The 23,976-nt window shown below is 71.1% G+C and carries 19 protein-coding genes and 1 pseudogene; 12 read left to right on the forward strand and 8 right to left on the reverse strand.

Annotation, left to right across the window (positions count from 1 at the left end; translation table 11 throughout):
• The first annotated feature begins 121 nt into the window (after positions 1-121).
• Positions 122-1,474 carry a cytochrome P450 gene (locus tag CRV15_RS30455; RefSeq protein WP_003954345.1) on the forward strand — a complete coding sequence of 451 codons (1,353 nt, stop codon included), beginning with the start codon at positions 122-124 and terminating at the stop codon, positions 1,472-1,474.
• 52 nt (positions 1,475-1,526) lie between these two features.
• The gene (locus CRV15_RS30460) at positions 1,527-3,164 is read left to right on the forward strand and encodes a labda-7,13-dienyl diphosphate synthase (RefSeq protein ID WP_003963126.1); all 1,638 of its coding nucleotides are present in this window, start codon (positions 1,527-1,529) and stop codon (positions 3,162-3,164) included.
• A 16-nt stretch (positions 3,165-3,180) separates the two neighbouring features.
• Here the strand turns inward: CRV15_RS30460 and CRV15_RS30465 are convergent, their stop codons facing one another.
• Positions 3,181-4,212, reverse strand: coding sequence for a labda-7,13(16),14-triene synthase (locus tag CRV15_RS30465; protein WP_003954347.1), 1,032 nt, complete (start codon positions 4,210-4,212; stop codon positions 3,181-3,183).
• A gap of 270 nt (positions 4,213-4,482) precedes the next feature.
• Positions 4,483-4,695, reverse strand: a complete 213-nt coding sequence (locus CRV15_RS37110) for a hypothetical protein (RefSeq protein WP_009999135.1) — start codon at positions 4,693-4,695, stop codon at positions 4,483-4,485.
• Between the two features lie 271 nt (positions 4,696-4,966).
• Here CRV15_RS37110 and CRV15_RS37545 point away from each other — a divergent pair, with 271 nt between their 5' ends.
• Together CRV15_RS37545 and CRV15_RS30475 are read left to right on the forward strand one after the other, a co-directional pair.
• Positions 4,967-5,845 (forward strand): hypothetical protein, encoded by an 879-nt coding sequence (locus tag CRV15_RS37545; RefSeq protein WP_009999136.1) that lies wholly within the window; start codon positions 4,967-4,969, stop codon positions 5,843-5,845.
• A gap of 175 nt (positions 5,846-6,020) precedes the next feature.
• Positions 6,021-6,301: pseudogene (locus CRV15_RS30475) on the forward strand (transposase family protein); the annotation flags it as partial.
• Positions 6,302-6,838: 537 nt separating this feature from the next.
• On the opposite strand, the gene CRV15_RS30480 reads toward CRV15_RS30475, so the two are convergent.
• From CRV15_RS30480 to CRV15_RS30490, 3 genes are all read right to left on the reverse strand, one after another.
• Entirely contained in the window at positions 6,839-7,129 is a 291-nt protein-coding gene (locus CRV15_RS30480) for a transposase (protein WP_003954351.1), read from the reverse strand.
• A 552-nt stretch (positions 7,130-7,681) separates the two neighbouring features.
• On the reverse strand, positions 7,682-10,060 hold the full coding sequence (locus tag CRV15_RS30485; protein WP_009999139.1) for a S8 family serine peptidase: 2,379 nt from the start codon (positions 10,058-10,060) through the stop codon (positions 7,682-7,684).
• 146 nt (positions 10,061-10,206) lie between these two features.
• A complete protein-coding gene (locus CRV15_RS30490; RefSeq protein WP_009999140.1) occupies positions 10,207-11,817 on the reverse strand; it encodes a phospholipase A2 in 1,611 nt (536 codons plus the stop codon).
• 301 nt (positions 11,818-12,118) lie between these two features.
• Between CRV15_RS30490 and CRV15_RS36125 the strand changes: the two genes are divergently transcribed.
• From CRV15_RS36125 to CRV15_RS30510, 4 genes are all read left to right on the forward strand, one after another.
• The gene (locus CRV15_RS36125) at positions 12,119-12,286 is read left to right on the forward strand and encodes a hypothetical protein (protein WP_157849253.1); all 168 of its coding nucleotides are present in this window, start codon (positions 12,119-12,121) and stop codon (positions 12,284-12,286) included.
• A gap of 697 nt (positions 12,287-12,983) precedes the next feature.
• Positions 12,984-14,090 (forward strand): protein-L-isoaspartate O-methyltransferase family protein, encoded by a 1,107-nt coding sequence (locus tag CRV15_RS30495; protein WP_003963131.1) that lies wholly within the window; start codon positions 12,984-12,986, stop codon positions 14,088-14,090.
• 224 nt (positions 14,091-14,314) lie between these two features.
• Positions 14,315-14,650: a hypothetical protein gene (locus CRV15_RS30500; protein ID WP_197371779.1), complete on the forward strand. Its 336-nt coding sequence runs from the start codon at positions 14,315-14,317 to the stop codon at positions 14,648-14,650.
• Between the two features lie 193 nt (positions 14,651-14,843).
• Positions 14,844-15,638 (forward strand): 2'-5' RNA ligase family protein, encoded by a 795-nt coding sequence (locus CRV15_RS30510; RefSeq protein WP_003963133.1) that lies wholly within the window; start codon positions 14,844-14,846, stop codon positions 15,636-15,638.
• Positions 15,639-15,700: 62 nt separating this feature from the next.
• Here CRV15_RS30510 and CRV15_RS30515 read toward each other — a convergent pair whose 3' ends face one another.
• A complete protein-coding gene (locus tag CRV15_RS30515) occupies positions 15,701-16,531 on the reverse strand; it encodes a hypothetical protein (protein WP_003954361.1) in 831 nt (276 codons plus the stop codon).
• 1,001 nt (positions 16,532-17,532) lie between these two features.
• Between CRV15_RS30515 and lgt the strand changes: the two genes are divergently transcribed.
• From lgt to CRV15_RS30540, 4 genes are read left to right on the forward strand one after another with little or no spacing between them, the layout of a single operon-like run.
• Entirely contained in the window at positions 17,533-18,576 is a 1,044-nt protein-coding gene (gene lgt, locus CRV15_RS30525) for a prolipoprotein diacylglyceryl transferase (RefSeq protein WP_106428624.1), read from the forward strand.
• A gap of 42 nt (positions 18,577-18,618) precedes the next feature.
• Positions 18,619-19,380 carry an SDR family NAD(P)-dependent oxidoreductase gene (locus tag CRV15_RS30530; RefSeq protein ID WP_003954363.1) on the forward strand — a complete coding sequence of 254 codons (762 nt, stop codon included), beginning with the start codon at positions 18,619-18,621 and terminating at the stop codon, positions 19,378-19,380.
• A gap of 37 nt (positions 19,381-19,417) precedes the next feature.
• On the forward strand, positions 19,418-20,179 hold the full coding sequence (locus tag CRV15_RS30535) for an SDR family NAD(P)-dependent oxidoreductase (protein WP_003954364.1): 762 nt from the start codon (positions 19,418-19,420) through the stop codon (positions 20,177-20,179).
• Between the two features lie 20 nt (positions 20,180-20,199).
• The gene (locus tag CRV15_RS30540; protein WP_009999149.1) at positions 20,200-22,359 is read left to right on the forward strand and encodes an MMPL family transporter; all 2,160 of its coding nucleotides are present in this window, start codon (positions 20,200-20,202) and stop codon (positions 22,357-22,359) included.
• Here CRV15_RS30540 and CRV15_RS30545 read toward each other — a convergent pair.
• Together CRV15_RS30545 and CRV15_RS30550 are read right to left on the reverse strand one after the other, a co-directional pair.
• The gene (locus CRV15_RS30545) at positions 22,298-23,191 is read right to left on the reverse strand and encodes a phosphatase PAP2 family protein (RefSeq protein ID WP_230864319.1); all 894 of its coding nucleotides are present in this window, start codon (positions 23,189-23,191) and stop codon (positions 22,298-22,300) included. The genes CRV15_RS30540 and CRV15_RS30545 overlap by 62 nt on opposite strands.
• A 73-nt stretch (positions 23,192-23,264) precedes the next feature.
• Positions 23,265-23,879 (reverse strand): sterol desaturase family protein, encoded by a 615-nt coding sequence (locus tag CRV15_RS30550; protein WP_009999151.1) that lies wholly within the window; start codon positions 23,877-23,879, stop codon positions 23,265-23,267.
• Positions 23,880-23,976: the final 97 nt, after the last annotated feature.

Below are 23,976 nucleotides of genomic sequence, written 5' to 3' on the forward strand. Positions count from 1 at the left end.
TGAACCCCTCACCCACCCCCGCACCCGGCCACCCGGCCCCCGCTTCCCCGCCCACCCGGCCCGGCCGCGCCCAAAGCCGGACCGCCCTCCCCCGGACCTCCACCAGCCGTGGCGGTGGGCGATGACCGGTGGCACCATCGCCCGGGTCCCGGGCGCCCTGCCCCTGATCGGTCACACCGGAGCGTTCCTGAAGTCCCCGCTGGAGTTCCTCAAGGGCCTGTCCGCGCACGGGGAACTGGTGGAGCTCCGGTTCGGGCGGAAGCGGGTCCTGGTCGTCTGCGACCCCGACCTGACGCAGGAGATGCTCCGGCGCGACCGGGTCTACGACAAGGGCGGACCAATCTACGACCGAATGCGCGAGGCCGCCGGCAACGGACTCGCCACCTGCCCCAGCCGTGACCACCGCCGTCAGCGCCGGACGATCCAGCCCGCCTTCCACCACTCCCGGCTGCCCGGCTACGCCCGGACGATGACGGAAGTGATCGACGAGGCCGTCCGCGGCTGGGACGGACCGGAGGTGGACCTCTGCCACGAGACCCGCTCCATAGCAAGCAGTGTCCTGCTCACCACCCTGTTCGGTACGGCCTTCGCCCCCGAGGCCCGCGACGCACTCGCCCGCGACCTCGAAACGATCCTGCGAGGCGGACTGCGGCGGGCCGTCCTGCCCGAGGCCCTGAGCGCCCTGCCCACCCCGGCGAACCTGCGCTACCAGCGCGCCAGGCGCCGGGCGAGGGGGATGATGGCCGACCTCATCCGCGCTGTACGCGCCGGAGACGGGAGCGGTGACAGCCTCTTCGCGACCCTGGTCAACCAACACGGCGCGGGCACCGGCGACCTCCCCATGACCGACGAGGAACTCGTCGACCAGGCCATCACCATGTACGTGGCGGGCACCGAGACCACCGCGGGCGTCGTGTGCTGGGCGCTCCACCTCGCGGCGCAGCACCCACAGGCCGGACGGCGGCTGGCCGACGAGTGCCGATCCGTCCTCGGTCACCGCGCCGCGACCTGGGAGGACTTGCCCCACCTGCCGTACACCCGGCAGACCCTGCTGGAAGCGCTGCGGCTCAACCCGCCGGGCTGGCTGATCACCCGGCTCACCACGACCGACGACGCCCGCCTGGGGGACCACGCCGTCCCGCGCGGCAGCACGATCGTCTACAGCGCCTATCTGCTGAGTCGCCTGCCCGCCCGGTACGAGGAGCCTGAGCACTTCGCACCGGAGCGATGGGCGCCCGGGACGATGGGCGCCAAGGTCCCCGACGGAGTCTTCGGCGGCGGCGCGCGCAAGTGCATCGGGGACGAATACGCCCTGATCGAAGGGGTGCTGATGCTGGCCACCATCACGGCACGCTGGGACGTCCGTACGGCGCCCGACGCTCCGAAGCGACCTCACCTGCCCGCGCTGACCCTCAACCCGACACGGCTGATGGCCACGGTGACCCCGGCCGCCGCCCCGGACGGTTCCCGCTAGCACCAGCCTTCCCCGCCCTTCCCTTCACGCCTCCCCGAAAGGCCGGTCCCCCATGCCCGTCGACGTCGGCACCCTTCCGCCTCCGGCACCGCGCGAGGCGGTCTCCGCCGCCGCCCATCTGCTGGCCTCGGTGGACGGTGACCCCTGGGGCCGCACCAGCCCGACCGTGTACGAAACCGCCCGCGTCCACGCCTGGGCGCCGCACCTGCCCGGCCGGGACCGGCGCGTCACCTGGCTGCTCGACCAGCAGCGGGCGGGCGGTCTGTGGGGCGACGGTCCGCCGGCGTACCAGGTACTGCCGACCCTCGCGGCGGTCACCGCCCTCCTCGCCGAACTCGACCGGCATCCAGAGGCGGGCCATTCCTCGCTGGGCGGTCGGCTCGCCGCCGCGGTCGCCGCCGGTCTCGACACGCTGCACGGGTTGTCGCACCACGACCCGCTGCCGGACACCGCGGCCGTCGAACTCCTCGTACCCGGACTGATCACCGAGGTCAACGACCGCCTCGACGCCATCGACCCGGAGGCCGCGCACCCAGCCCTTGCCCCCGTGCCGCACGGCCGTCGGCTGACCGCCGTCCATGGGATACCCGCCCTGCCGCGGCACCGGCTCGCCGAGCGCCTCGCCCGCTTCGCCCGGCTGCCCGTCAAACTCCACCACTGTTTCGAAGCTCTGGCTCCCGTCTGCCCGCCCGGCCTGGTCCCCGCGCGCCCGGACCATCTGCTGGGCAGTTCGTCGGCCGCGACCGCCGCCTGGCTCGCCACCGCGACCGCGGCCCCCGGCGCCCCGGGCCTCGACCGCCTGCTGCGGAGCACCGCCGCGCGCTACGGCGGCCTGTTCCCGGAGACCGCGCGGATCACCGTCTTCGAACGGCTGTGGGTGCTGACCACGCTCCACCGGGCGGGACTCCTGGCCACCTTCGAGCCCCTGGCCCGCCGCTGGGTGAGCGCCCTCGCGGCCCCCGGCGGCGTACCCGGCGTACCCGGCTTCGAGCCGGATGCCGACGACACCGCCGTCACCCTCCACCTCGCCACGGAACTCGGCGTCCCCTACCGACCCGAGGTCCTCGACCCGTTCCGCACCGGCGACCACTTCGCCTGCTACCTCGGCGAGGACACCGGCTCCGTCTCCACCAACGCCCATGTCCTCCTGGCCCTCGGTACCTGGACGCGCCACCACCCCGACACCGCCGACCACGGGAACACGATCCGCCTCCTGGGCCGCTGGTTGGTGGAGCGGCAGCACGGCGACGGTCACTGGGACGACAAGTGGCACGCCTCCCCCTACTACGCCACCGCGAAGGTCACGGCCGCGCTCTCCCGCCACGGCGGTCCCGAGGCGGCGGACGCCCTGCGCCGCGCCGCCCGCTGGGTGCGGGAGACCCGGCGGACGGACGGATCGTGGGGGATCTGGGGCGGCACCGCCGAGGAGACGGCGTACGCCGCCCAGATTCTGCTGGACGCACCGGAGCCCCCGACGGACGTGCTCGGGTGTGCCCACGCGCATCTGACGGCCCGCGCGGACGACGACGGTCCGCCGCCCGCGCTCTGGCACGACAAGACGCTCTTCGCGCCGGATGCCATCGTCAGGGCGGAAGTCCTGTCCACCCTGCGCCGGCTGGACCGCCGACTGCCCGCCCCGGCTCCCGTCCCGCCCGGCTTCGACGCCGCTCGGACCGGGCCCGCCGACTGACCCCGCGCGGTCGCGGCTACTCCTCCCGCCAGCGGTCGCTCACCTCGTACAGCCGTCGCGTCCCCCCGATGGCGTGAGCGACCGCCCCGGCGTACTCCGGCACGCCCTCCCGGGCCGAGGCGGACAACTCCCCGATGAGCCGGTGCGCGAGGACGGCCTCCTCCTCGCACCACCGGCCCGCCTCCGCGAAGGCCGCGTCCAGCGGTAGCCCGCGCTCCTGTGCGATCAGCCAGGGCAGGGTCCGCGGTACGGAACCGAGCGCCCGCTGCTCGTACGCGAAGGAGTACAGGTCGTTCGTCCGCTCCCACAGAGTGGCCAGGGCCTGGGTCAGGCGCCGGACCCCGGGGTCGGCGCGGACGCCGTGGGACAGGTCGAGACCGGCGCACGGCTCGACGAGGGCGGCACCGACCGCGCTGAAGAAGGTGTGCGGACGCATCGTCTCGTACTCCGCCGTACTGACGGTCCGCTCCCGCGTGGTGATCTCCCACAGCATCGCGACGAACACCTTGCCGAGCCGGGCCCGCACCCGCTCCTCCTGGAGCGGTGTCAACAGCTCCCGTGCCCGGTCGAGGAGTTCGGCCAGGGCGGCGGGGAAGGGGGTCGGCGCGGCCCCGGGAGCGGTGCCGGTCTCCAGGACTCCGACGAAGGAGGCCATGTGGGGGCCGAGTTCCGCGGTGGTGACCCCGGGCGCCTCCACGTGGACATCGTCGAAGGCGGTGAGCCAGGCGAAGAGGTCGGCGGCCCACCGCAACAGGTCCGCCGGGGCGTCGGGATAGGCCAGGGCCACCAACCGCCCCACCTTGCTGGCCTTCAGCCGCTCACCCGGCCCCGCCTCCTCCACCAGCCGCCAGCCGTCGAGCCAGACCCGGGTACCGGATTCGACCTCCCCGGCCAGCGGACTGATCCGGCTCGGGAACAGACCCCAGAAATCCGGTACCTCCCACAGCCCTCCAACGGCCGCCTCGCCACGGTCCCCAGACCTCACGGACACTCCTCCCCACAACGGTGACACACCGAACGAACGAGCAGACCGGGCTCTCCTCCCCACGCACGACTGCTTTCAGTCGGCACGAGACACAACACGGAGCAGACTCTCCAGGCGCTGGTTGGAGCTGCGGCACGCTCCCCGGCGGCCCAACAGTGAGGCCCACGCCTGGGCGTTCAGACTCTCGACCAGGCCGAGCACGCCGATCTGGTCCTCCCAGCCGTCCTGGGGTGGAGTGGTGGCGGCGCTTTGGCCCGGCCTCCGGCAACGAGCCGAAACCCGCCCACCCGTTCGGCCGGTATGTGATCACCGCGACGAACAAGGTCGAGTCGTTCAGCGGGTTTGCTGCTCACCCCCCGACGTGGTGCTCTGCAACGTGAACGTGGCCTCGCCCAGGACGGACATGCCCTTTGTCGCCGCGACGGTCGAGGGGGTGGCCGCCGGGGTGTCGGCGGCCCCGGCCGGTGCCTGGGCGGCCAGCAGCAGACCGCCCGCGACCAGCACCGCGAGGACTCTCCCGATCACCGCGCGGGCCGTTGCCGTCATGAGACTCTCCCTCTGCTCGACGGGCCCCGCGCGACAGGGCCCGGCTGGGGTGGCCGAGCCGGACGGAGCCCTCCAAGATCGTTTGTCGCGCCACGGCCGACGTTCCCGCACCCCCCGCCCCCGGAACAGCCGGAGATCAGATCAAGCCGGAAAGAGTCCGGAAAACGAACCAATGATTCTGGAACCGGGCGATACCGTCGTTCGTCTTCACGCCCCACTCGTTCACCCAGCGCCGTGCGGCCCTTCCCGGCCGGACTTCCGAAGGAACCCCATGTCCACCTCCGCCCGCCTCCTGGCCGTCGGCGCGCTCCTCGCCGGCGCCCTCACCACCGGCACCGCCCACGCGGCCCCGGCAACCGACGACGATCCCACCGGCGCGACCGTCGTCGTCGGGCCCACCTCCACCCTGGAGACCGAGAGCACCACCACCAGTACCGCGACCTGCCCCGAGGGAGCGGTCGCGACCGGCGGCGGCTACCGGCTCACCGAACCCCTCTCCGACCTCCAGGACACGCCCCTGTCCACCATCACCGCAAGCCACCCCACCGACGACGCCACCGGCTGGACCGTCACCGCCCTCGGCGCCGACGCCGTCGCCTACGCCCTCTGCGCCCCCACCGCCGACGAAAACGCCCCGACCGTCGTGACCGGCGAACCCGGCACCCAGGACTACGACGGGTTCTCCCACTCCACCGCCACCTGCCCCACCGGAACCCGCGTCACCGGCCGCGGCTACCGCCTCCAGGAACCCGACAGCACCTACTCCGGAATCCCCGAGTTCGCGGTCGCCTCCGACCACCCCACCGAGGACACCACCGGCTGGACCGTCACCGCCCTGTGGGCGAACGCCGTCACCTACACCCTCTGCGGGCCGGCCGACGCAGACCGAACTCTGTCCCTGGTCCTGGGCGAGGACGAGGAACTCGACGAAATCGACCAGGAAAACGGCCTGTCCCGGAACACCGCCGCCTGCCCCGAGGACACCACCTTCGTCACCGGCGGTTACCACCTCGAAGAACCCCGCACCGGCTTCTCCGGACTCCCCCTCTACGCCGTCGTCGCCGAACACCCCACCCCCACCGGCGACGGCTGGAGCGTCACCTCCCAACGGGCCACCACCCACACCTACGCCCTCTGCACCACGACCTGACGCCGACAGCCACACCACGGGGCAGACAGGGGCCACCCGGGCCCGGCCTCGACCCTCCGGCCCGTCACCGCACAACAGACCGAAGACACCCGCCAGGCACGGGACTGTAAGACGTTCGGCTCTGGCTCGTAGTCGGTGGTGACGCCGGGCAGCCGTCCTTGATCATGACCTTGTGATGGATGTCAACTCCCTCGTCAGCACGGTGTTTTCCGGGCTGTCGGTGCTGGTCGTCCGGTGCTGGTGGCCGAGGACGTGGCGGACGGTCGTGACGCGGTGGTGGTCACGGCTCGGACTCCGGTTGCGGCGGTGCCGTGTCCGGTGTGCCGGACGCTGACGGCGAAGGTGCACGGGTACCACGGCCGGACGGTGACGGACGTGCCGGTCGACGGCCGCCAGGCCGTCGACCACCTGCGCGTACGGCGGCTGGTCTGTCCGGTCCTGGGCTGCCGGCGGCAGATCTGTTCCCGGCTCTCGGCGGGGAGCCGTTCCCAGATGTCGAGCTGACGGGCCAGCAGCCCGGAGGCGAGGTCGAGCGCCGTCCGTTCGAGGAGACGGAGTTCCTGCGGGGTGCATGACATGGCATGGGTCTTCAGGGAGAGGAGGAACTGGTGCAGGATGCCGCCGATGCCGTGGTCGGCAAAGAGACTGCGTCCGAGCCCCCGGTCGAGCCGGTCGGCAGGGAGGGCGAGCATTGCCCGGGGAATGTTCAGCAGGGTGATCAGGGCACCGTCCCCACGGCGGCACCAGCGGGGTGCGCACACAGGACCCGCTGGCCTCCCCGCTCCCGGGACCTGTCGCTTCGCCCGGCCACGGGCGTTCCTCGCGCCTCCGGCCGTCCACGGCCCTGCCCGGACACGACAGCGGGGCGATCCGGCCGGCGCCTCATGACCTGGCCCGGTTCCTGCGGCCGTCTGTTCAGGGCTTCCGGAGCGGCGCCTGCCGAGGTGCGGCGGACGTCGGCGGACAGGCGCAGGCGAGCACCCCAACTGTCGGTCACGACGGTGGCGCCAGTACACGGATCTTCACGTTGATCACGTCCACGAACAGCACCGGACAGACGCTGTGCAGCGGGCGGTTGGACCATTCCGCCCTCCCGTCCATCACCTTGCCGGTGATCGCGGAGACGGCCGCCTCGGACACGCTCGCGTCGTAGACCTCGGCCAGACGGGCGGAGATCTCACCGCGTGTCAGCCCCTTCGCCGACAGCGACAGCACCATCTCGTCCGCACCGGACAGACGCCGCCGCCGCTTCTCGATGCCGGTCGGCCCGAACGTGCCCGCCACGCCCCCGGGCCCTGACCGCGGCCGGGCCGACATCGGCCAGCACCGCCTCGCGCGCGTCCCGTTACGGACTGCCACAGTCCTCGGCGGCGCGCTTCCCGTATCCGAGGTGATCGGTGATCTCGCCCTCCAGGGCGGACCCCAGGACCCGCTCGGGCAGCTGCTGCGGCAGCCCACCCTCCCCAGCCGGCCGCAAACTCCGGTTGCCGGCCCGGTTCACGAAGCATCGCGGCCAGCTGCTCATCACTCCCCGGCACGGCCGGCGCTGGGTCGCTGCCCGGTATCTGCTCGATGATGGTGCCGCTCACCTGGCGTCTCCTGGACTATCGGATTCGCCGATCACTGAACACCCCCTGACCGCGGGCAGCACTTCCAGCCTGGTCCAGCGGTCAGATACGAGTCGTCCTCGTAGCTGCCGGATGGGGCGACGGCCGATGCGGCCGGTCAGCATGCAGGCCCATGGGCGACGTTTTTGTCTTCGGGGGCTGGGTGATCATGCGTTCCCACAGCCTGCGGTAGCGGGCCCGTTCCGGACCCGCTACCGCTTGGGGGAAGTCATGGAGTGAACAGTCGCATCTGGCTGTAGCCCCAGCCGGTGGTCCTCTCGGCCCCGTGCTGGGGTTCGTTCAGGGTCCCTGCGGGCTGGGCCAGCCAGGTGATCATCTTGATTGCGCCGGTGCTGTAGCCGTACAGGCAGGCGAGGTCGTCGCGGCCGTCGCCGTCGTAGTCGCCGCTGGTAAGTGTCAGGTTGTCGCGGGTGTACCGGCCGGCCTCGGCCTGCCAGGCGACGGTGCGGCTGCCCAGTGCGCCGTTGGCCCCTGGGGAGAAGGTGATCACGGCGTCGGTGCCGTCGCCGTAGTCGTACCAGGCGGCGACCTCGTCGCGGCCGTCGCCGTCGAAGTCGCCGGAGACCGTGCTGGTCTGTTCCTTGGAGCCCCAGGTGGTGCTGGTGTAGCCGGTGAGCTGGGCGTTGTCGAAGCCTCCCGTCGCCAGCGCGGGGAAGGTGAAGAGTTTGACCTCTCCGGTGGCGTAGAAGTACATGCCCGCCAGGTCGTCGCGACCGTCGCCGTTGTGATCGCCGCTGGTCAGCTTCATGCTGGAGAAGGTCCAGCCGGTGGTGCGGTTCCAGGACCAGAACGGGTTGGCGAAGCCGCCGTCCGGGCGGGCGAGGAAGGTGAAGATCTTGTCGCTGCCGTCGGCGTAGTCGTACCAGACGGCGATGTCGTCCCGGCCGTCCCCGTTGAAGTCGCCGGTACGGGGGTTCATGAGAGTGAAGGACCAGTCGGTGTCGGTCCATGACACGGACGGTGCGGCGAGAGTGCCGTCCGCCTTGGCCAACTGGGTGAAGAGTCTGACCTCTCCAGTGCTGTAGCCGTGGAAGAATCCGGTGTCGCCCCGGCCGTCCCCGTTGAAGTCGCCGGTGATCAGCTTGGTACGGGCGGCATGCCAGGTGCCGGCGGTGGCCGCGTAGGCGGTGGTCGGCGCCTGGAGTCTGCCGTCCGCGCCGCCGGTCCACAGGTGCACGCTGTTCCGGCCGTCGGCGTACGCGTACCAGGTGGCGATGTCGCTGCGGCCGTCGCTGTTGTAGTCGGTGCCCGGTTTCCCGCCGGGGCCACCGAGCGTCTGGGCGATGTCGATACGGGGGGTGACGGCACCCGTGTAGGTGATGGGCTTCCCGGTGGTCCTCAACAGCGACTGGAGCTGTATGACGCTCTGGTCGGGGTGTGCCTGCCGCAGTATCGCGAGGGCACCCGTGACATGCGGCGCCGCCATGGAGGTGCCGTTCTTCGCGGCGTAGCCGTCGCCGGGGACGGAGGAGACGATGCCGGTGCCGGGGGCGAGGAGATCCAGCAGCGGACCCCGGTTGGTGAAGGAGGAGAGCTGGTCGTCATCAGTGGTGGAGCCGACCACGAGGGCGGAGGAGACACAGGCGGGGGCGCCGACGGCGTCGGTGTAGCCGTTGTTCCCGGCCGCGACCACGGTGGCGACACCCGCGGTCAGCAGGTTGTCGATGGCCTGTTTGCGTGGGTCGCTGTCGCAGGCGATGGTGTGCCGGCCGGTGCCGAGGCTGAGGTTGGCGGCGATGACGGGTGTCCCGGACTGCCGTAGCCGCAGCACCTTCTCCAGCGCCGCCAACTGTGCGCTGGTGAAGCTGAGCACACACGGTGCGGCACCGGGGCCGCAGAATGCTTCGGAGGTGAACTTGCTGAAGACCTGTAGGCCGATGATATCGGCGCCGGGGGCGACACCGGATACGGGGGTCCCGGCAATGCCGGTGCCTTTGCCTGCGGCGATTCCGGCCACATGGGTTCCGTGGTCGCAGCCGGCGAGGGCGGCACACGGTCCGGTCGCGGAGTCGGCGGTGCCGGGCCCCTCCTGCTGCTGAGTGCCGTCGGGGCACAGGCTGGAAGCGGAGTAGTCGGGGTCGACCGGCGAGAAGCAGGCCTCGGCGATGATCCGGCCCGCCAGGAACGGATGGCGGGTGGCGACGCCGGTGTCCAGGATCGCCACCGCGCTTCCTGTGCCGGTTCTGCCCTTCACATGTGCGGTGACGGCGCCGACGCGGGGGACGCTCCGGTCCAGCGTCGGCGGTACCGGGGTGTCCTCGGTGACGCCGACCACGCCCGGCTGGGCCGCCAGCGCGTCCAAGCCGCTCCTGCCGACCTTGAGGGTGACGACCGGCAGTGTGTCGAAGGACTGGAGCGTGCTTCCGGCGGTCGCCGCGGCGGCCAGGTCCGTGCGGCTCCGGGTGACGACGTTGACGCGGACGGTGCCACCGCCGGACGTCTTTTCGTACAGCGGCGGATCGACCGGCGCCGCCGCAGGCGGGGCGGCCTCGGGGGTGCTCGGCTGCTCAGCGGCAGGAGCCGGTGCCGCGCCGAGGGCCACGGTCAGCACTGCCGTGACGAACGCGGTCCACAGGGGTTTGTTCACAGGGGCCTCCGGGATACGGGCCCGGGCCCGTCCGCGGGGAGACCTACGGGCGGGCCCGGGCGGGGAAGGGCCGGGGAGGCCGGGTGGTGAATCGATTCGCCACCCGGCCTTCACCGCGGGTGCGGAGCGTCAGGCGTACACCGCGGTCAGGTCGCGACGGCACCGTTCCTGGGGTTGCCGGGCTTGACGCCCTGGTAGTAGACCCACGCGGTGGCGCGGCACCGGGTCTTCGAGGCGTAGGCCGGGCAGGTCTTGTCCCGGAGGGTGGTGTAGAAGACACTGTCCACTGCCGACTTCTTGTTGCGGTCGAGGTAGTAGCGGTAGCCCTTGTAGGTGTTGCCGATCAGGCCCAGACCGTAGTCGTGCATGTCGCACGCGGCCTCGTAGTTGAAGCCGCTCGGCCTGTCGGGCGAATCGGTGCACTTGTCGTACCTGATGCCCATCACCTTGAAGCCGGTGGGGGTCGTCCTCCAGCCCGGATTGCGCCAGCCGTAGTGCGCCACCTTCGCGACGCAACCGGTCTTCTGACGCCACATCCAGGATGCCGCGGTGCTGCACTGACGCGGGTACGCCTGCGGGTCGGAGATCTCCCCGTCGACGAAGTCCGACGCCGGTGGGGCGACGCCGTCCAGGGTGCTGACCCCGGGCTCGCCCTCGATCGGTGCCTGGGGGTCCGGGCCCGCGGGGCCGACCGGCGAGACGGCCGGGGCGGCCGAACCCGCCGCGAAGGCCAGATTCCACGCGCCGTTGGTCGGCGAGGCGAGGGAGGACACCCGGCCGGTGGTGTCGTACGCGTACGTGGCCTGCGGGTCGGTGCTCTCGACGGGGTTGGTAACCGTGCGCAGCAGGCCCGAGGCGTCGTAGGCGTAGCGGGCGAGTGTCTGCACCGTGGTGCCGGTGGTGACGGTGATCTCCTTGGCGCGGCCCGTGAAGTCTCCGAGGGTCGATCCGGTGGCCGTGGTGGCGCCCGCGTAGCCGATCGTCAGCGACTGTGCCGGGGTGTCGTCGGAGGCCGGTTCGCTGATCGCGTTCACCCGGCCCTGGGTGTCGTATCCGACGGTGGCGGTGCCGTTGGCCGTGCTGCCGACACCGGTGACCCGCCAGGGGTCGCCGCCGGGGACGACCGGCTTCCAGGTGTAGGTGGGCTGGAGGTCGGCGGCGGGGATCGGGTTGCCCGCGGTGTCCGTGAAGGTGTCGTCCCCCGGCCGGGTCGTCACGAGGTCCGTGCCGATGGTCTCGACGGCGGAGGAGACCAGGGTGCCGGCCGCCGCGTCCCAGCGGGTGGTCTCGGTGAACCGGTCGCCCTCGACCGTCTGATACTTCCTGACGCCGCCGCCCGCCGGGAAGTCGACGCTGCTCCTGAGGGTGTAGCGCAGCGATTCCTCCGCGTCGAGGTCGGTGACCACGATGGCGTCCGCCTGCTGGACCAGCTTGCGGTTGAGCGTACCGCCGAGGAATTCTGCCTCCCAGCCGGGGCCGAAGACGCCCATGTCGGTGCGGGAGGAGGGGGCCGACTCCGGCCTGGCGACGCCGCCGGTGTCAGGGACGACGCTGTGCCTGCGTCCGATGGCCCCCGCGGCGACGTCGGTCTCAGCGATCTCGAAGGATCTCTCGGCGGTCTGGTAGGAACCGGGGCCGATCTGCTGCAACTCACCGTTGGCCAGGGGCTGGTCGATGGTGGTCGCGCTCGCGGGCTGCTGCGGGAGCAGCAGCGAGACGGACAGCGCGGTGATGACGGGTAACACGGTTCTGCGCACGGGAGTACTCCCTGATAGGACGCGGGTTCTTGGATCGCGGCGGACTCTAGGGCGATGTTGATCGGCTCGCAAGAGGGTCGCAACGGGAGCCGGGGCGGGCCGGGGCACCGCTGTGGTCGACGGCCGCCCGTATCGACCGGGTCCGCCCCGCGCCTTCGCCGTACCGACCGCGCATCTGCTCTCCGACCGCTTCCCGGACGGCCGGCTCCATGCGGATATGCGGGCTTCGGCGACGAACCGGCCGAGCCGTTCACCGTGCTCGGCACCTTCCTCTGCGGGCACGGCGCCCCCGGGCGGTGCCGTGCCCACAGAGCCGACAGACCGCGTCCATCCCTACCGCACCCTGCTGGCCTGGCAGCGGACGCTGGTCGTCCTGGACAACACCGCGGGTGTCCAGCAGGTGAGCGACCTCCTGCCCAGCAGGGTGCGCTGCGCCACCATCGTCACCACTTCCACTCCAGGTCATTGACCGTGCTCGCGGTGTCGGGAGCGATCCGGACGGACGCCGGCCAGGACGACGAAGCCCACTTCCTCGCGTCGTCGAAAGTGTCGCCTCGGTCCAGCGGATCTCCCCCTCGTCGACGCTGGAGTCCTCCCGGGTCTCGGACTCGCCCCGGACACACGGCGCCGGCCGGACCGGCGCCGTGGTGGTGGCGCAGGAGGAACCGGTGACCGCGACGGCAGTGACCGTTGCGGCGGCGAGGGCAGCCGCCGTCCGCGGTAACACCATGAGGAGCACCTCCTGAGACCCGGGCAAACCACCGGAATATAGCGGGCCGAGGTCTCGTGCCGGACCGCTTCACCGCACGCTCCATCCGAACGGGTGGACAGGGCGCGCTCCGGAACAGGACCGGGTTGCCGTAGAGGCAGTTCCTGCGGCGCGGGGCGCTCTTCCGGCCTCGGTGCCCGGGGAACGGGTGGTGGTGACAGGCCGCTCCGGTCTCGGCACCATGGGCGGGTCCGCGTGCACCGCACCGTTGTGCTGGTGGACGGAGCCGGTTGTCCGGAGGAGGGATGCCCGGTGGCGCGTGAGGACGCGGCGAAGGATGGCCAGGTGACCGAGGAGGAGCAGGAGGATCTGGGCGGGATGCCGATCGAGGACCCTCCCACGGAGGAGGGCGAGGAGACATGACCACTTCCTGGGGGGGGACACCGTCGCGGGGCTGGTGGAGCGCGGTGTGCTGGCCGGGCGGTGGACGGCCGTGTTCACCGCGGTCGACCGGGCCGCGTTCACCCCGGACACCGTCTACGCCGAGGTCCCCGGTCCGGGGCGCCGGTACGAGGAGGTCACCCGTGACGGGCAGCGGGCCCGGTGGGCGGAGCTGGTGGCCTCTCCCGGGGCGGTGGTCACCCGCCTGGGCCGGTCGCCGGTGGACGGTCTGCCGGTCCCGTCGTCCTCGTCGTCGGCCCCGGCCGCGGTCGCCGCGATGGTCACCGCGCTGGATCTGACTCCCGGGGACCGGGTGCTCGACCTGGGTACCGGCACGGGGTGGGTGGCCGCCCTCCTGGCCGCGTACGGGGCCCGGGTGACGACCGTCGAGGCGGACGCGCACGTCGCCGCCGAGGCCGCCGTCCGGCTGGCCGGGTACGAGGGCGTCACAACGGTGCACGGCGACGCCGTCCAGGACCATGACCTGGGGGACGGGTTCGACGCGGTGCACGCCGGGTTCGCCGTCCGCCGGATACCGCTCGCCTGGCTCATCCACACCGAACCCGGGGCCCGCATCGTCGCCCCCTACGGCACCCTCTGGTCCCCCACCGGCCTGGCCCGCCTCGTCCGTGACACCGACGGCAGCGCCACCGGGCACTTCAGCCGCACCGCGGTCACCTTCATGTGGGAACACGGGCAGCAGCCCCACTGGCCTGAGCCCGACCAGGACGACGCGCGGATGTCGGCGTCACCGGTGGACCCGCGCGAGCTGCTGCGCTCCCCCGCCGGCCGCTGGGCCACCGGCCTGCAACTCCCCGACGTCACCTACGACCCGGTCCCCGCCCGCGGGGACCGGATGCTGCGCCTGTGGTCCCTGGACGGCAGTACCGCCGCCGTCCACGTCGACCACTGGGCTGATCCGGAGGGCGTGGCCCAGACCGGACGGCGGTCCCTGTGGGACGAAGCCGTCACCGCCCTGAACTGGTGGACCGGGCAAGCCCGGCCCGCCCGCGACCGCTTCGGCCTCACCACCACCCCCGGCGGGGACACCCTCTGGCTCGACCACCCCGGCCAGCCAGTCCCGAACCCGGCCACCAGAGCCGCCGAGCCGGCGCCGACGTGATCATGTTGCACGCCTTGGTGCGGACCCCCGGCGGGGAACCGGTCGGGGAGCATCTGGAGGACGGCTGGCACTGTCTGCCCGCGCTGGAGAGCTGAACCGGATGGGACCACCCGAACGGGTGAACCACTGTGTGTGACGGGCGCAGTGTGACTTCCGGCGGGCGGCGCGGCGGCGCGGAAAAAGCCGGTGCCACCACCGTACGGGGTGCGGCACACATGGTGCCCATGACCACCGACCAGACCCCGCCCCCCGCACCGCCGTTGGACGTGCACCAGCGGCGCACCCTGTCGATGACCAGCCGGGCCGTCGCCACCGGCCTGCCCGCCTTCCTCGCCCAGGCGACCCGGCTGGCCTGGCGGACCGACCGGCGCGCCGTGCTCACGGTGGCCGCCGGGCGGACGATCGCGGCGGCGGCACGCCGCCGAGATCAACCCCCTCCTCACCGCGTCGTCATCGGACTGGAGCCGGGCCCCTTGTCGGCCTCGACGTCGCCACCGCCCTGCTCCAGCAGCACCGGCCCGACATCGACCAGGCCATGGCCCTCGGGAGTACCGCCCTGAACGCCGGGGCCACCGCCCCCATCCGCTCCGTCCGGCAGCGCGCCGGCGAACTCCACCACCACGCCGCCCGCCGGCACACCGCCCCCGCCGTACGGGACTATGCCGACATGCTGCGCACCTGGCGCTCCCAGCCCCAGGCCGCGCCCCTCGTCGCGGCCACGCCCGCCGCGCACCTCCAACGAGGAGAAAATCGTTGCCGCCCGTCCCCAGGCCCGCCGACCGGTCGTTCCCCACCGCCCCGCCGACCGACGCCACACGCCCGCGGGCGATCACCGCCAACGACTGGAGCGCGTTCGCCGCCCTGGCGCGGATGGCCGATCACTGGGACCGGCCCCGCTGGACCACGGGCCACCGCGCCTACTACTGGATGCTCCTGCCCCGCACGCCGGAGCTCACCGCCCTGACCCGGCACTGCCAGCAGCACCTCGCCCCCCTCCGGCTCGACCCCATCCCCGACAGCGGCCTGCACATCACCCTGGCCAAGATCGGCAACCGCACCGACGGCACCCCCGAGCAGTTGGCCGGGCTGGCCCGTACGGTCTCCGAGCACGCCCCGCGGGCCTTCACCCTGTCCGCCCGCCCGCTGACCGGCTCCCGCGACGCGGTCCGCCACAGCCTCACCACCTGGACCCCGCTGCTCCGTCTCCACACGGTGCTGACCGCCGCCGCCCGCCGTCACGGCCTACCCGCCGGCCGCCCCACCGCCCACTTCCGCCCCCACCTCGGGATCGCCTACAACAACCGCGAACGCGACGCCCACCCCGTCATCGACGCCGTCGCCGAACTCCGCACCCTCCCCGCCGTCCCGCTGAGCATCGACCGGGCCGAACTCGTCGAACTACGACGCGAGGGCCCCACCTACCGGTGGAACCCGCTCCACACCGCCCGCCTCGCACCCTCCATCCCCGCAGGGCCCGGACGGCCGACTCCAGGGCCAGGATCGCGTCCGCCGCGTGCACCCGATCGAGTGCGCGCGGGTGGTGGGTGACACCGGACCTCTCCAGGTGCCGCGGGCATCACCCGGTGCCCGGACCGCGCGGTGCCGAGTGGTCAGGCGCCGCCGCGCAGAGTCAGGAAGTCGGTCCAGACATCGGCGGCCCGGGCGATGGAGGCCGCCGTGGGCACCTGGTCCGTGGCGAGATCGTGCCACCGGCGGGCTTCGGCCCGGGCGAACACTGCCAGGGCTTTCGGATCGGCGGTGCTCCAGCCCGGCACGCGGGCCGCCCATCGCCACGCCTGTTCGGGGGAGTGTCTGCCCGTGGAGATCAGGCGCATGCCCCACAGCGCCGGGTCGATCCACGACGGGCCGGCCGCGACCCACGACCAGTCGACCAGACGTGCACGACCGTCGTCCACGAGGACGTTGGTCGAGGCGGGGTCGGTGTGCAGGAGGTGAGCCCCGTGGAGCAGTTCCTTCTCCCCCGGGGCGCAGTAGTAGCCCCACCGGTCCCAGGCGGACGGCATCCGTACATCCAGAGGTACAGACAGCGCCGCGAGCTCGGCCAGCGCTGCGGCGACCGGTGCCAGGTCGGGCGAGCCGGGCGTGTAGTCGGCGTCCCGGCCCGGCAGGCCCTCGAAGGCGAGCAGGTGCCAGCCGTGGCCGTCCAGCCGCCACAGGATGCGCGGCGCGCTCGCGGGCAGATGCGGGTTCACCGCCTGCTCCAGGTCGAGCTCGTCCACCGGCGACCAGTCCGGACCCCACCAGTCCCCATCCTCGTCCCCGGCGACCGTCCCCGTGGCAGGTCCGCGCTCGCGCTGCCCCTTCACGAAGACCCTGTCCCCCGAGGACAGACTGAGCAGCGCGGCCACCCCGGCCGCCGCCGAGTGCTCGGTGTCCGTCGCGGTGAACGGCACACCGAGCCGGTCCCCGACAACCGCCAGCACGGCGGGGGGAAGCTGTGCCCAGCGGATGCGCCCTGCCGTCACTGCGCGGGAGCCGTCGGCGGGGCCGGCGGATTCGGCGGGACCGGGGGGTTCTTGACCGGCGTCACAGGGCCCGGCGGACGTCCGCGCGGTGTCGATATCACGGGTCCCCTGGGCGGCTTCTTGGCCTCCACGCTCGTCATACCAGCAGCATAGGCAGCAGGGCCCGCGGGCATGTCGGCTGTCCCGACACGACCGATAACGGTCAGGAGACAACCGGTTCTTCACGGAACCGGCTTGGACACGGGCAGTCGTCCGGCGGGCGGCGCGAGTCGGCTTCCACGGCCCCGGGGCGGATTCGAGCCGGCCGTAGATGTCGTGCAGGTACAGGTCGTTCTCCTCGTACTCTCCGTGGTGGCCGTCGACGTAGCCGGTGGACCAGCGGATCGGACAGGCCCCGTCGTGGCCGGGGTCCGGGCACAGGACACGGGCGAAATCTGCGCGGAGCCGGTCCACCTCCATGCGGGACGGAAGCAGCACGCCGACGCGGAACTCATGCACCCTCCGGGTGCCGGAGTCCTCGCCGGGGCGGTGGCCGGTCCACTGAGAGGGGAGCTCGTCGTAGAACTCGGCGAGCGTCATCCCCGCCCCCGGTCGTCCGGCCCTGGTCCAGCACGGCGAACTCGTACCGGACCGCCCGCTCCTCCAGAACGCGCCGCAGCCCTCCGTTCGGTGTCCTCCACGCCGCCGGAGGTTGCGCAGAGACCAATCTGGACCTCGAAGAGAAGCACGCGGGCTCTGCCTTCCGACCAGAGCAGCGGTGAGAGCGGCTGTCGCCATCGGGCGACGGCTCGTTCTCGGTTCCTTCCTTGGTGTCGGCGCGCCTCGCGCCGTGCAGAGACGACGCTATCGAGCGCTGCACCGTGGTGATATCCATGCTCAGTGGATTCCCTTCACGTTCCGTAGGACGCCGCGGGATTGGCAGGCTACGCTCGGTGGCGGTTCTAGGGAGGGCTCTCATGCGAGTGACGACCATGGCCATGCCGAGCCCGGTCCAGGGCGTCTGGCACCTTGGACCGGTACCAGTACGGGCCTATGCCATCTGCATCTTGATCGGCATCCTCGTCGCAGTGTGGCTCACCGAACGGCGATGGGCGCAGCGCGGTGGCAGGCCCGGTGTTGTCTTCGACATCGTGGTCTGGGCGATCCCTTTCGGAATCGTCGGCGGTCGGCTGTATCACGTCGCGACGTCGTGGCAGCCGTACTTCGGTCCCGATGGCGATCCGATCAGCGCGCTGTACATCTGGGAGGGTGGTCTCGGCGTCTGGGGTGCCATCGGCCTGGGGGCGGTCGGGGCCTGGATCGGCGCCCGACGCGCCGGCGTGCTGCTGCCGCCGCTGGCCGACGCGGCCGCTCCAGGCATCGCACTGGCACAAGGAATCGGCCGCCTGGGGAACTGGTTCAACAACGAGGTGTACGGAAGCCGTACGGACCTGCCCTGGGGCCTGCGGATCCACGAGTGGGACCAGTCCGTCGGCCGTGCTGTCCTCGGCCCGGACGGCCGACCGGAGATTCTCGGGACGTTCCACCCCGTGTTCCTCTATGAGTTGCTGTGGAACTTCGCCGTGGCCAGCGTCGTGATCTGGGCGGACCGCCGTTGGCGGCTCGGGCACGGCCGCGTCTTCGGGATGTATGTGGCGCTCTACACACTGGGTCGGTTGTGGATCGAGGCGCTGCGCATCGACTCGGCGAACCATGTCTTCGGCCTGCGCCTGAACATCTGGACCGCCATGATTGTGGGGGTGGTGGCCACCGCACTCACCTTGCTGTCGGCGCGGCGGCACCCCGGCCGTGAGGAGTCGCTGCTCCGCGTCGCCGCCGAAGCTGACGGTACCGGTCCAGTGCGGCAGAGTGACGCGCCGGACGACGGCATCGGTCCCGACCGCACCCGGTCTTCCGATCCGAGCGCCGCAGCCAAGTCCGGGGGCGACAAGCCCGACAACGGCAACCGCGATACACAGGCCCCGAGAACGACCCCGGTCGATCACGTGGGAGATGGCTGAATCTCCTCCTCGAAAGGCCCCCATTCTCGCTACAGTTGTGAAATGTCTACCGCTCTCGTCACCGGTGCCACGTCCGGTATCGGGCTGGAATTCACGCGTCAACTGGCCTCCCGCGGGTACGCGGTGGTCCTTGTCGCCCGGTCCGAAGTCCGTCTGCGGGAGGTGGCCGACGAACTCCAGGCGGCCCACGGCGTCCCAGCCGAGGTTCTCGTCGCCGACCTCGCCCATAGGGCCGATGTCGACCGGGTCGCCGAGCGGGCCCGGACCGTCGACACGGTGGTGAACAACGCCGGGTTCGGTGCGCGACAGCGATTCCTGGACAATGAGCTCTCCGTCGAAGAGGAGATGTTCGATGTCCTGTGCAGCGCCGTCCTCGTCATCTGTCATGCCGCGGGCCGGGCAATGAAAGAGCGCGGCAGGGGACAGATCATCAATGTGTCCAGCGTCGCCGGCTGGCTCGCCTCCGGTACGTACTCGGCGGCCAAATCGTGGGTCACCGTTTTCAGCGAGAGTCTCGCGGGCGAACTCGCCCCTTCCGGAGTCACCGTCACCGCTTTGTGCCCCGGCTTCGTCCGTACGGAGTTCCACCAGCGTGCCGGAATAGAGACTGGAGCGATCCCGGGTCGAGCCTGGCTCGACGCCCGGACCGTTGTGCGCGCCTGTCTGCGGGACGCCGACAGGCGCAAGGTGATCTCTTTACCGAGCCCGCTCTACAAAGGAATCGTCATCGCCGCGCGCTTGGCTCCCCGACGCCTTCTGCGATGGAGCGGCACATCTGTCGCGCGGGCCCGTCTGTCCCATTGAACTGACAGCCCTGGTTCTCTCGGATACCCTCTGTGATATGGCTACTGCGCTCGTTACCGGAGCCACATCGGGAATTGGGTTGGAGTTCGCATGTCAACTCGGCGCGCGCGGCCACCATCTCGTCCTTGTCGCCCCCGAGGCCGACCTTCTTCAGCGGGTCTGCGGCGAACTCTCCGAGACATACGGGGTCGAGACCGAGGCCGTCCTCGCCGACTTGTCCGTTCGGGCTGACGTCGAGCGTGTCGCGGAACGCGCGCGCACGGTCGACTTCCTCGTCAACAACGCTGGTTTCGGGCTCCAGAAGTGGTTCCTCAACAACGAGCGTGCCGCTGAGGAGGCCCTCTTCGACGTCCTGTGCCGCGCGGTGCTCGTCGTCAGTCATGCCGCGGGGCGTTCCATGCGCGACCGGGGCCACGGCACGATAGTCAACGTGGCCAGCGCCGCGGGCTGGGTCGCGGGAGGGACGTACTCCGCGGCCAAGTCGTGGGTCATCTCGTTCAGCGAGGGGCTTGCGTCCGAACTGGCCGCCACGGGGGTCACCGTGACGGTGCTGTGCCCGGGCTTCGTACGGACGGAGTTCCACCGACGAGCCCGGATCAGCCTCGACAAGCTTCCCGGGCCCCTGTGGCTCGACGCGCGGCGGGTCGTCCGTGACTGCCTCGCCGACGTCGACAAGGGCACGGTGATCTCCGTGCCGAGTCCGATCTACAAGACATTGGTGTGGCTGGCCCGCATCGCACCGCGTCGACTCGTCCGCAGCGGTGGCCCGCTCACCAAACACCGCCCGCCCCTGAGGTGAGAGCGGTCGGGGAGGGACCCATGAGCGCAGCGACGCACGACGGCCGGGCCGCACGGGCCGTCGCGGCGGTGAGCCGGGCGTGCGTCCGGCACAGGTTCGTCGTGATCGGTGCGTGGCTGCTCGTGGTGGCGGCACTGATGACCGGCGCGAAAGTGCTGGGCACTCCGACGGACAACGACGTCAGTCTGCCGGGCACTGACTCCCAACTCGTGCGGGACCTGAGCGTGACACCGCCCACATCCGGGATCGTGATCGTCACGGCCCCGGCAGGGCGGCTGGACGACGGCACCCGCTCCCGTGCGCTGGCGGCGACAGCCGCCTCCCTGCGGCGGGTGGCGCACGTGACCGTGGTGAAGCCGCCCTCGGCGAAAGAAGGTTCGCTGGCGGCGGACGGCCGCACCGGCTGGTTCACGATCGGTATGGATGTCCGCCGGGCGGACCTCACCGAGCAGAGGGCACGCGCCGTCATGGATTCCGCCCGGCCTGCGGCCGACGCCGGCCTGCGGCCGATGCCGGGTGCGGCATTCGCCCAGGCCATCGATGGCTCGGGCGGCCACCGCACCGAGTACCTCGGTCTGACCCTGGCCGCACTCGTCCTCTTCTTCACACTCGGCGGGCTCCTCGGCGCGATACTGCCCCTGCTGACCTCGGCGCTCTCGCTGATCGCGACGTTGGCGACCATAGGACTCGCCGGGAACGCCACCTCGATCCCCACCGTGGCGACGACCATCGCGACCATGGTCGGCCTCGGCGTCGGCATCGACTACGCGCTGTTTGTGCTCAGCCGGTTCCGGGAGTCGGCGCGGGCGGACCTTCCGGTACCGGAGGCCATCGGACGCGCGCTCGGCGACTCGGGCACGGCGGTGGCCTTCGCTGGTGTGACGGTCGCGGTGGCACTTGCGGGGCTCGGCCTCACTGAGGTGCCACTCCTTCAGACGCTCGCCTGGACATCCGGGATCGCGGTGCTGTTCGCCGTTCTGTCCACACTCACCCTGCTCCCCGCGCTGACGTCGCTCGCCGGGCGTCGGCTGGCCCGCGGAGGGGTACTGTGCAACCGGCTGAGTCGGGGGCTCCGTCGCCGAGCCGGATCCACTGGCGACGGCGGCTACTGGGCACGCCAGGCCGACCGGGTGACTCGTCGGCCCTGGCTCGCCGGTGGTTCCGCGCTCGTGCTGTTGGCCCTGCTCACCGCACCCGCGGCCGACCTGCGGCTCGGCCAGCTCGACGCCGGTTCGTCGCCGTCGTCCACTGCGGTCCGCCAAGCCGACGACGTCATCTCGGAGGCGTTCGGCCCGGGCACGGGGTCGCCGCTCACTGTGCTCGGCCGACTGCCGACGCCGGCCACCGATGCCGGGGACCCTCGCGTTGCCCAGTTCGTGGCGGAGGTGCGCACCCAGCCGGGCGTGGCCTTTGTCGGGCCGGTGACGTCGTCCAGCGATGGGCGAGTCGTCACCGTGTCGGCCATTTCCTCGGCTTCGGGCGGTGACTCGGCGACGGCTGATCTCGTCCACCGGTTGCGCGGCTTGTCCGTGCCAGGCGTGGCGGTGCATGTCGGCGGGACAACCGCCGCGCGTGTGGACCTCGCCGAACGCGTCACGTCCAAGCTGCCGGTCGTCATCGGAGTCGTGCTGCTGCTGTCGGTGTCCGTCTTGCTGCTGGCCTTCCGGGCGCCGCTGGTCGCTCTCAAGGCTGCCGTGATGGATGTCGTCTCTGTCGGGGCGGCCTACGGTGCCCTGACGGCCGTGTTCACCTGGGGATGGGGCGTGACATGGCTCGGGCTCTCCGGTCCGGTGCCCATTCCGAGCTATGTGCCACTCATGCTGTTTGCCCTGTTGTTCGGCCTGTCGATGGACTATGAGGTGTTCCTGCTGTCCGTCGTCCAACAGCGCTGGAACATATCGAAGGACAACCTGAGATCGGTGCGCGAGGGTTTGACGGCCACCGGCGGTGTGATCACCGCTGCGGCAATGATCATGATCGGGGTGTTTCTCGCGTTCGTGTCCAACAACGACCCGACGATCAAGATGTTCGGCACCGGAATGGCGGTCGCGATCGCTGTCGATGTGACCGTCGTCCGCGGTCTGCTTGTCCCGGCGACGATGGCGCTGCTCGGCGACCTCACCTGGTGGACGCCGCGCCGTCGGCGGGCGGAGGACCTGCACCGCGCCGAGGCGGCCTGACGGGGGGCGACTCTCCCGATCGGGAAGCGCCTGTGCGCCGCACGACGTGGACCGTGGTGGCGAAGACAAGGCCGGCGATGGCCATGCCGACGATCCCGTCGACGATGTAGTGATGGTTGAGGTAGACCGAGGCCAGGAGAACGAGGCCGAAGAAGCCCGCCGTGACGACGCGGAGGGAGCGGTATCTCCACGCGAACAGGGCCGCGAGGAAGGTTTGTCCTACGTGGAGGGATGGCAGCGCGCCGAAGACGCTCGAACTGCCGCTGTACTGCGAGGAGAACCACGAGATGCCCAGAAGCCGGTCGAACCGCAGGCCACCGGCCGCCTCCGGTGGTGCGGTGGCCACGGCCGGGCCGGTGCCGTATCTCTCGACGTACCAGGGCGGCGCCGTCGGATGGAGGAGGTGGATGGTATAGCCGATGAGGTGCAGCGCGAGCAGCGCCCAGGTGATGGCCTGTGCCTCCACACGTCGCGCCCCGAACCTCCACCAGGCGGCCAGGGCGATGAAGCCGACCATGAACAAGAGGTAGACCAGACCGCAGAGGGCGTCGAGAACCGGTGTCGTGTGGTCCTGCATCCACTCCGCCGGTGTCATCGGACCATGATCCGTCCGCACACCGAACCAGGCCAACTCCCAGTCGCGGGGGCCGGTGACGTTGATCCTCACACCTGTTACCGCAGGTGAGAGCACGCGTTGCCTGTCGTACACGAGGAACTGGATGAGCAACGGGGACGCGAAGAGCGCGAAGGCCCGCCACCGGTGACACATGGCGACGACCACCGCTGCCACCCCGCCGAGGAGCAGCCGGAAGACCGGCGGACCGTTCGACATGATCAGGTAGGAGATATACGCGACGCCCGCAACGCGGGTTACAACAGTGAAGCTCAGTACCCGGGGCACGCCGTCACCGTGGGGAGGACGGCGCTGCGGAGTCCCGAACGTCCCGCACCCTGCGCACCAGAACGTAGTCCTCCGCGAAGGCGTCGGCCAGTTGCCCTGTCTCGGGGTCGAACAGCCATGGCATCGCATGCCGCTCGGGTACCGCCAGGGGGGTCTCGAACGGCTCATAGGTGCCGAAGACGCGATCCCAAGCGGTTGTGGTCACGCCGAAATTTTGTCGCGGGGTATGGAAGTGATGCTGGGTGTGGTGCAGTCGCATCCACCGTCCATAGGCCGTACGCGGCGGCCTCAGATGGATGATCCGGTGAAGTGCCTCATAGGCGACGTAGGCAAGACCGAGTCCGCACGGGAATGCCACAGCGTCGAAATGTCCGAGGGCGAGCCGGAGCAGCACGATGAGGGTGACGACCACAAAGGCGAGTGTGAGGAGCTTGCGGGGCCAGCCGACGATATGCAGCAGATTCGCGTGGTGGAGTGCGTGCTCTTTCGCGAACGGGTTGCGGAGCCGGCGGGAATGGAAGACCTGCCCGTGCAGGAGCCACTCAAGAAGAGTCCACGCCAGTACTCCCCCGGCGAAATAGGCCAGCGTTCCTGCTGGATCGGCAACCGATTGGGCCATGGTTCCCCTGCTTTCCAGGCTGCTTGTGTGCGACTGTGCGGTGATTTTCGATGAATTCCTTGCGTCCCAGCGGCAAGGCACCGTCTTGTGCCGGCCA

It is taken from the genome of Streptomyces clavuligerus, assembly GCF_005519465.1.
GTDB lineage: Bacteria > Actinomycetota > Actinomycetes > Streptomycetales > Streptomycetaceae > Streptomyces > Streptomyces clavuligerus.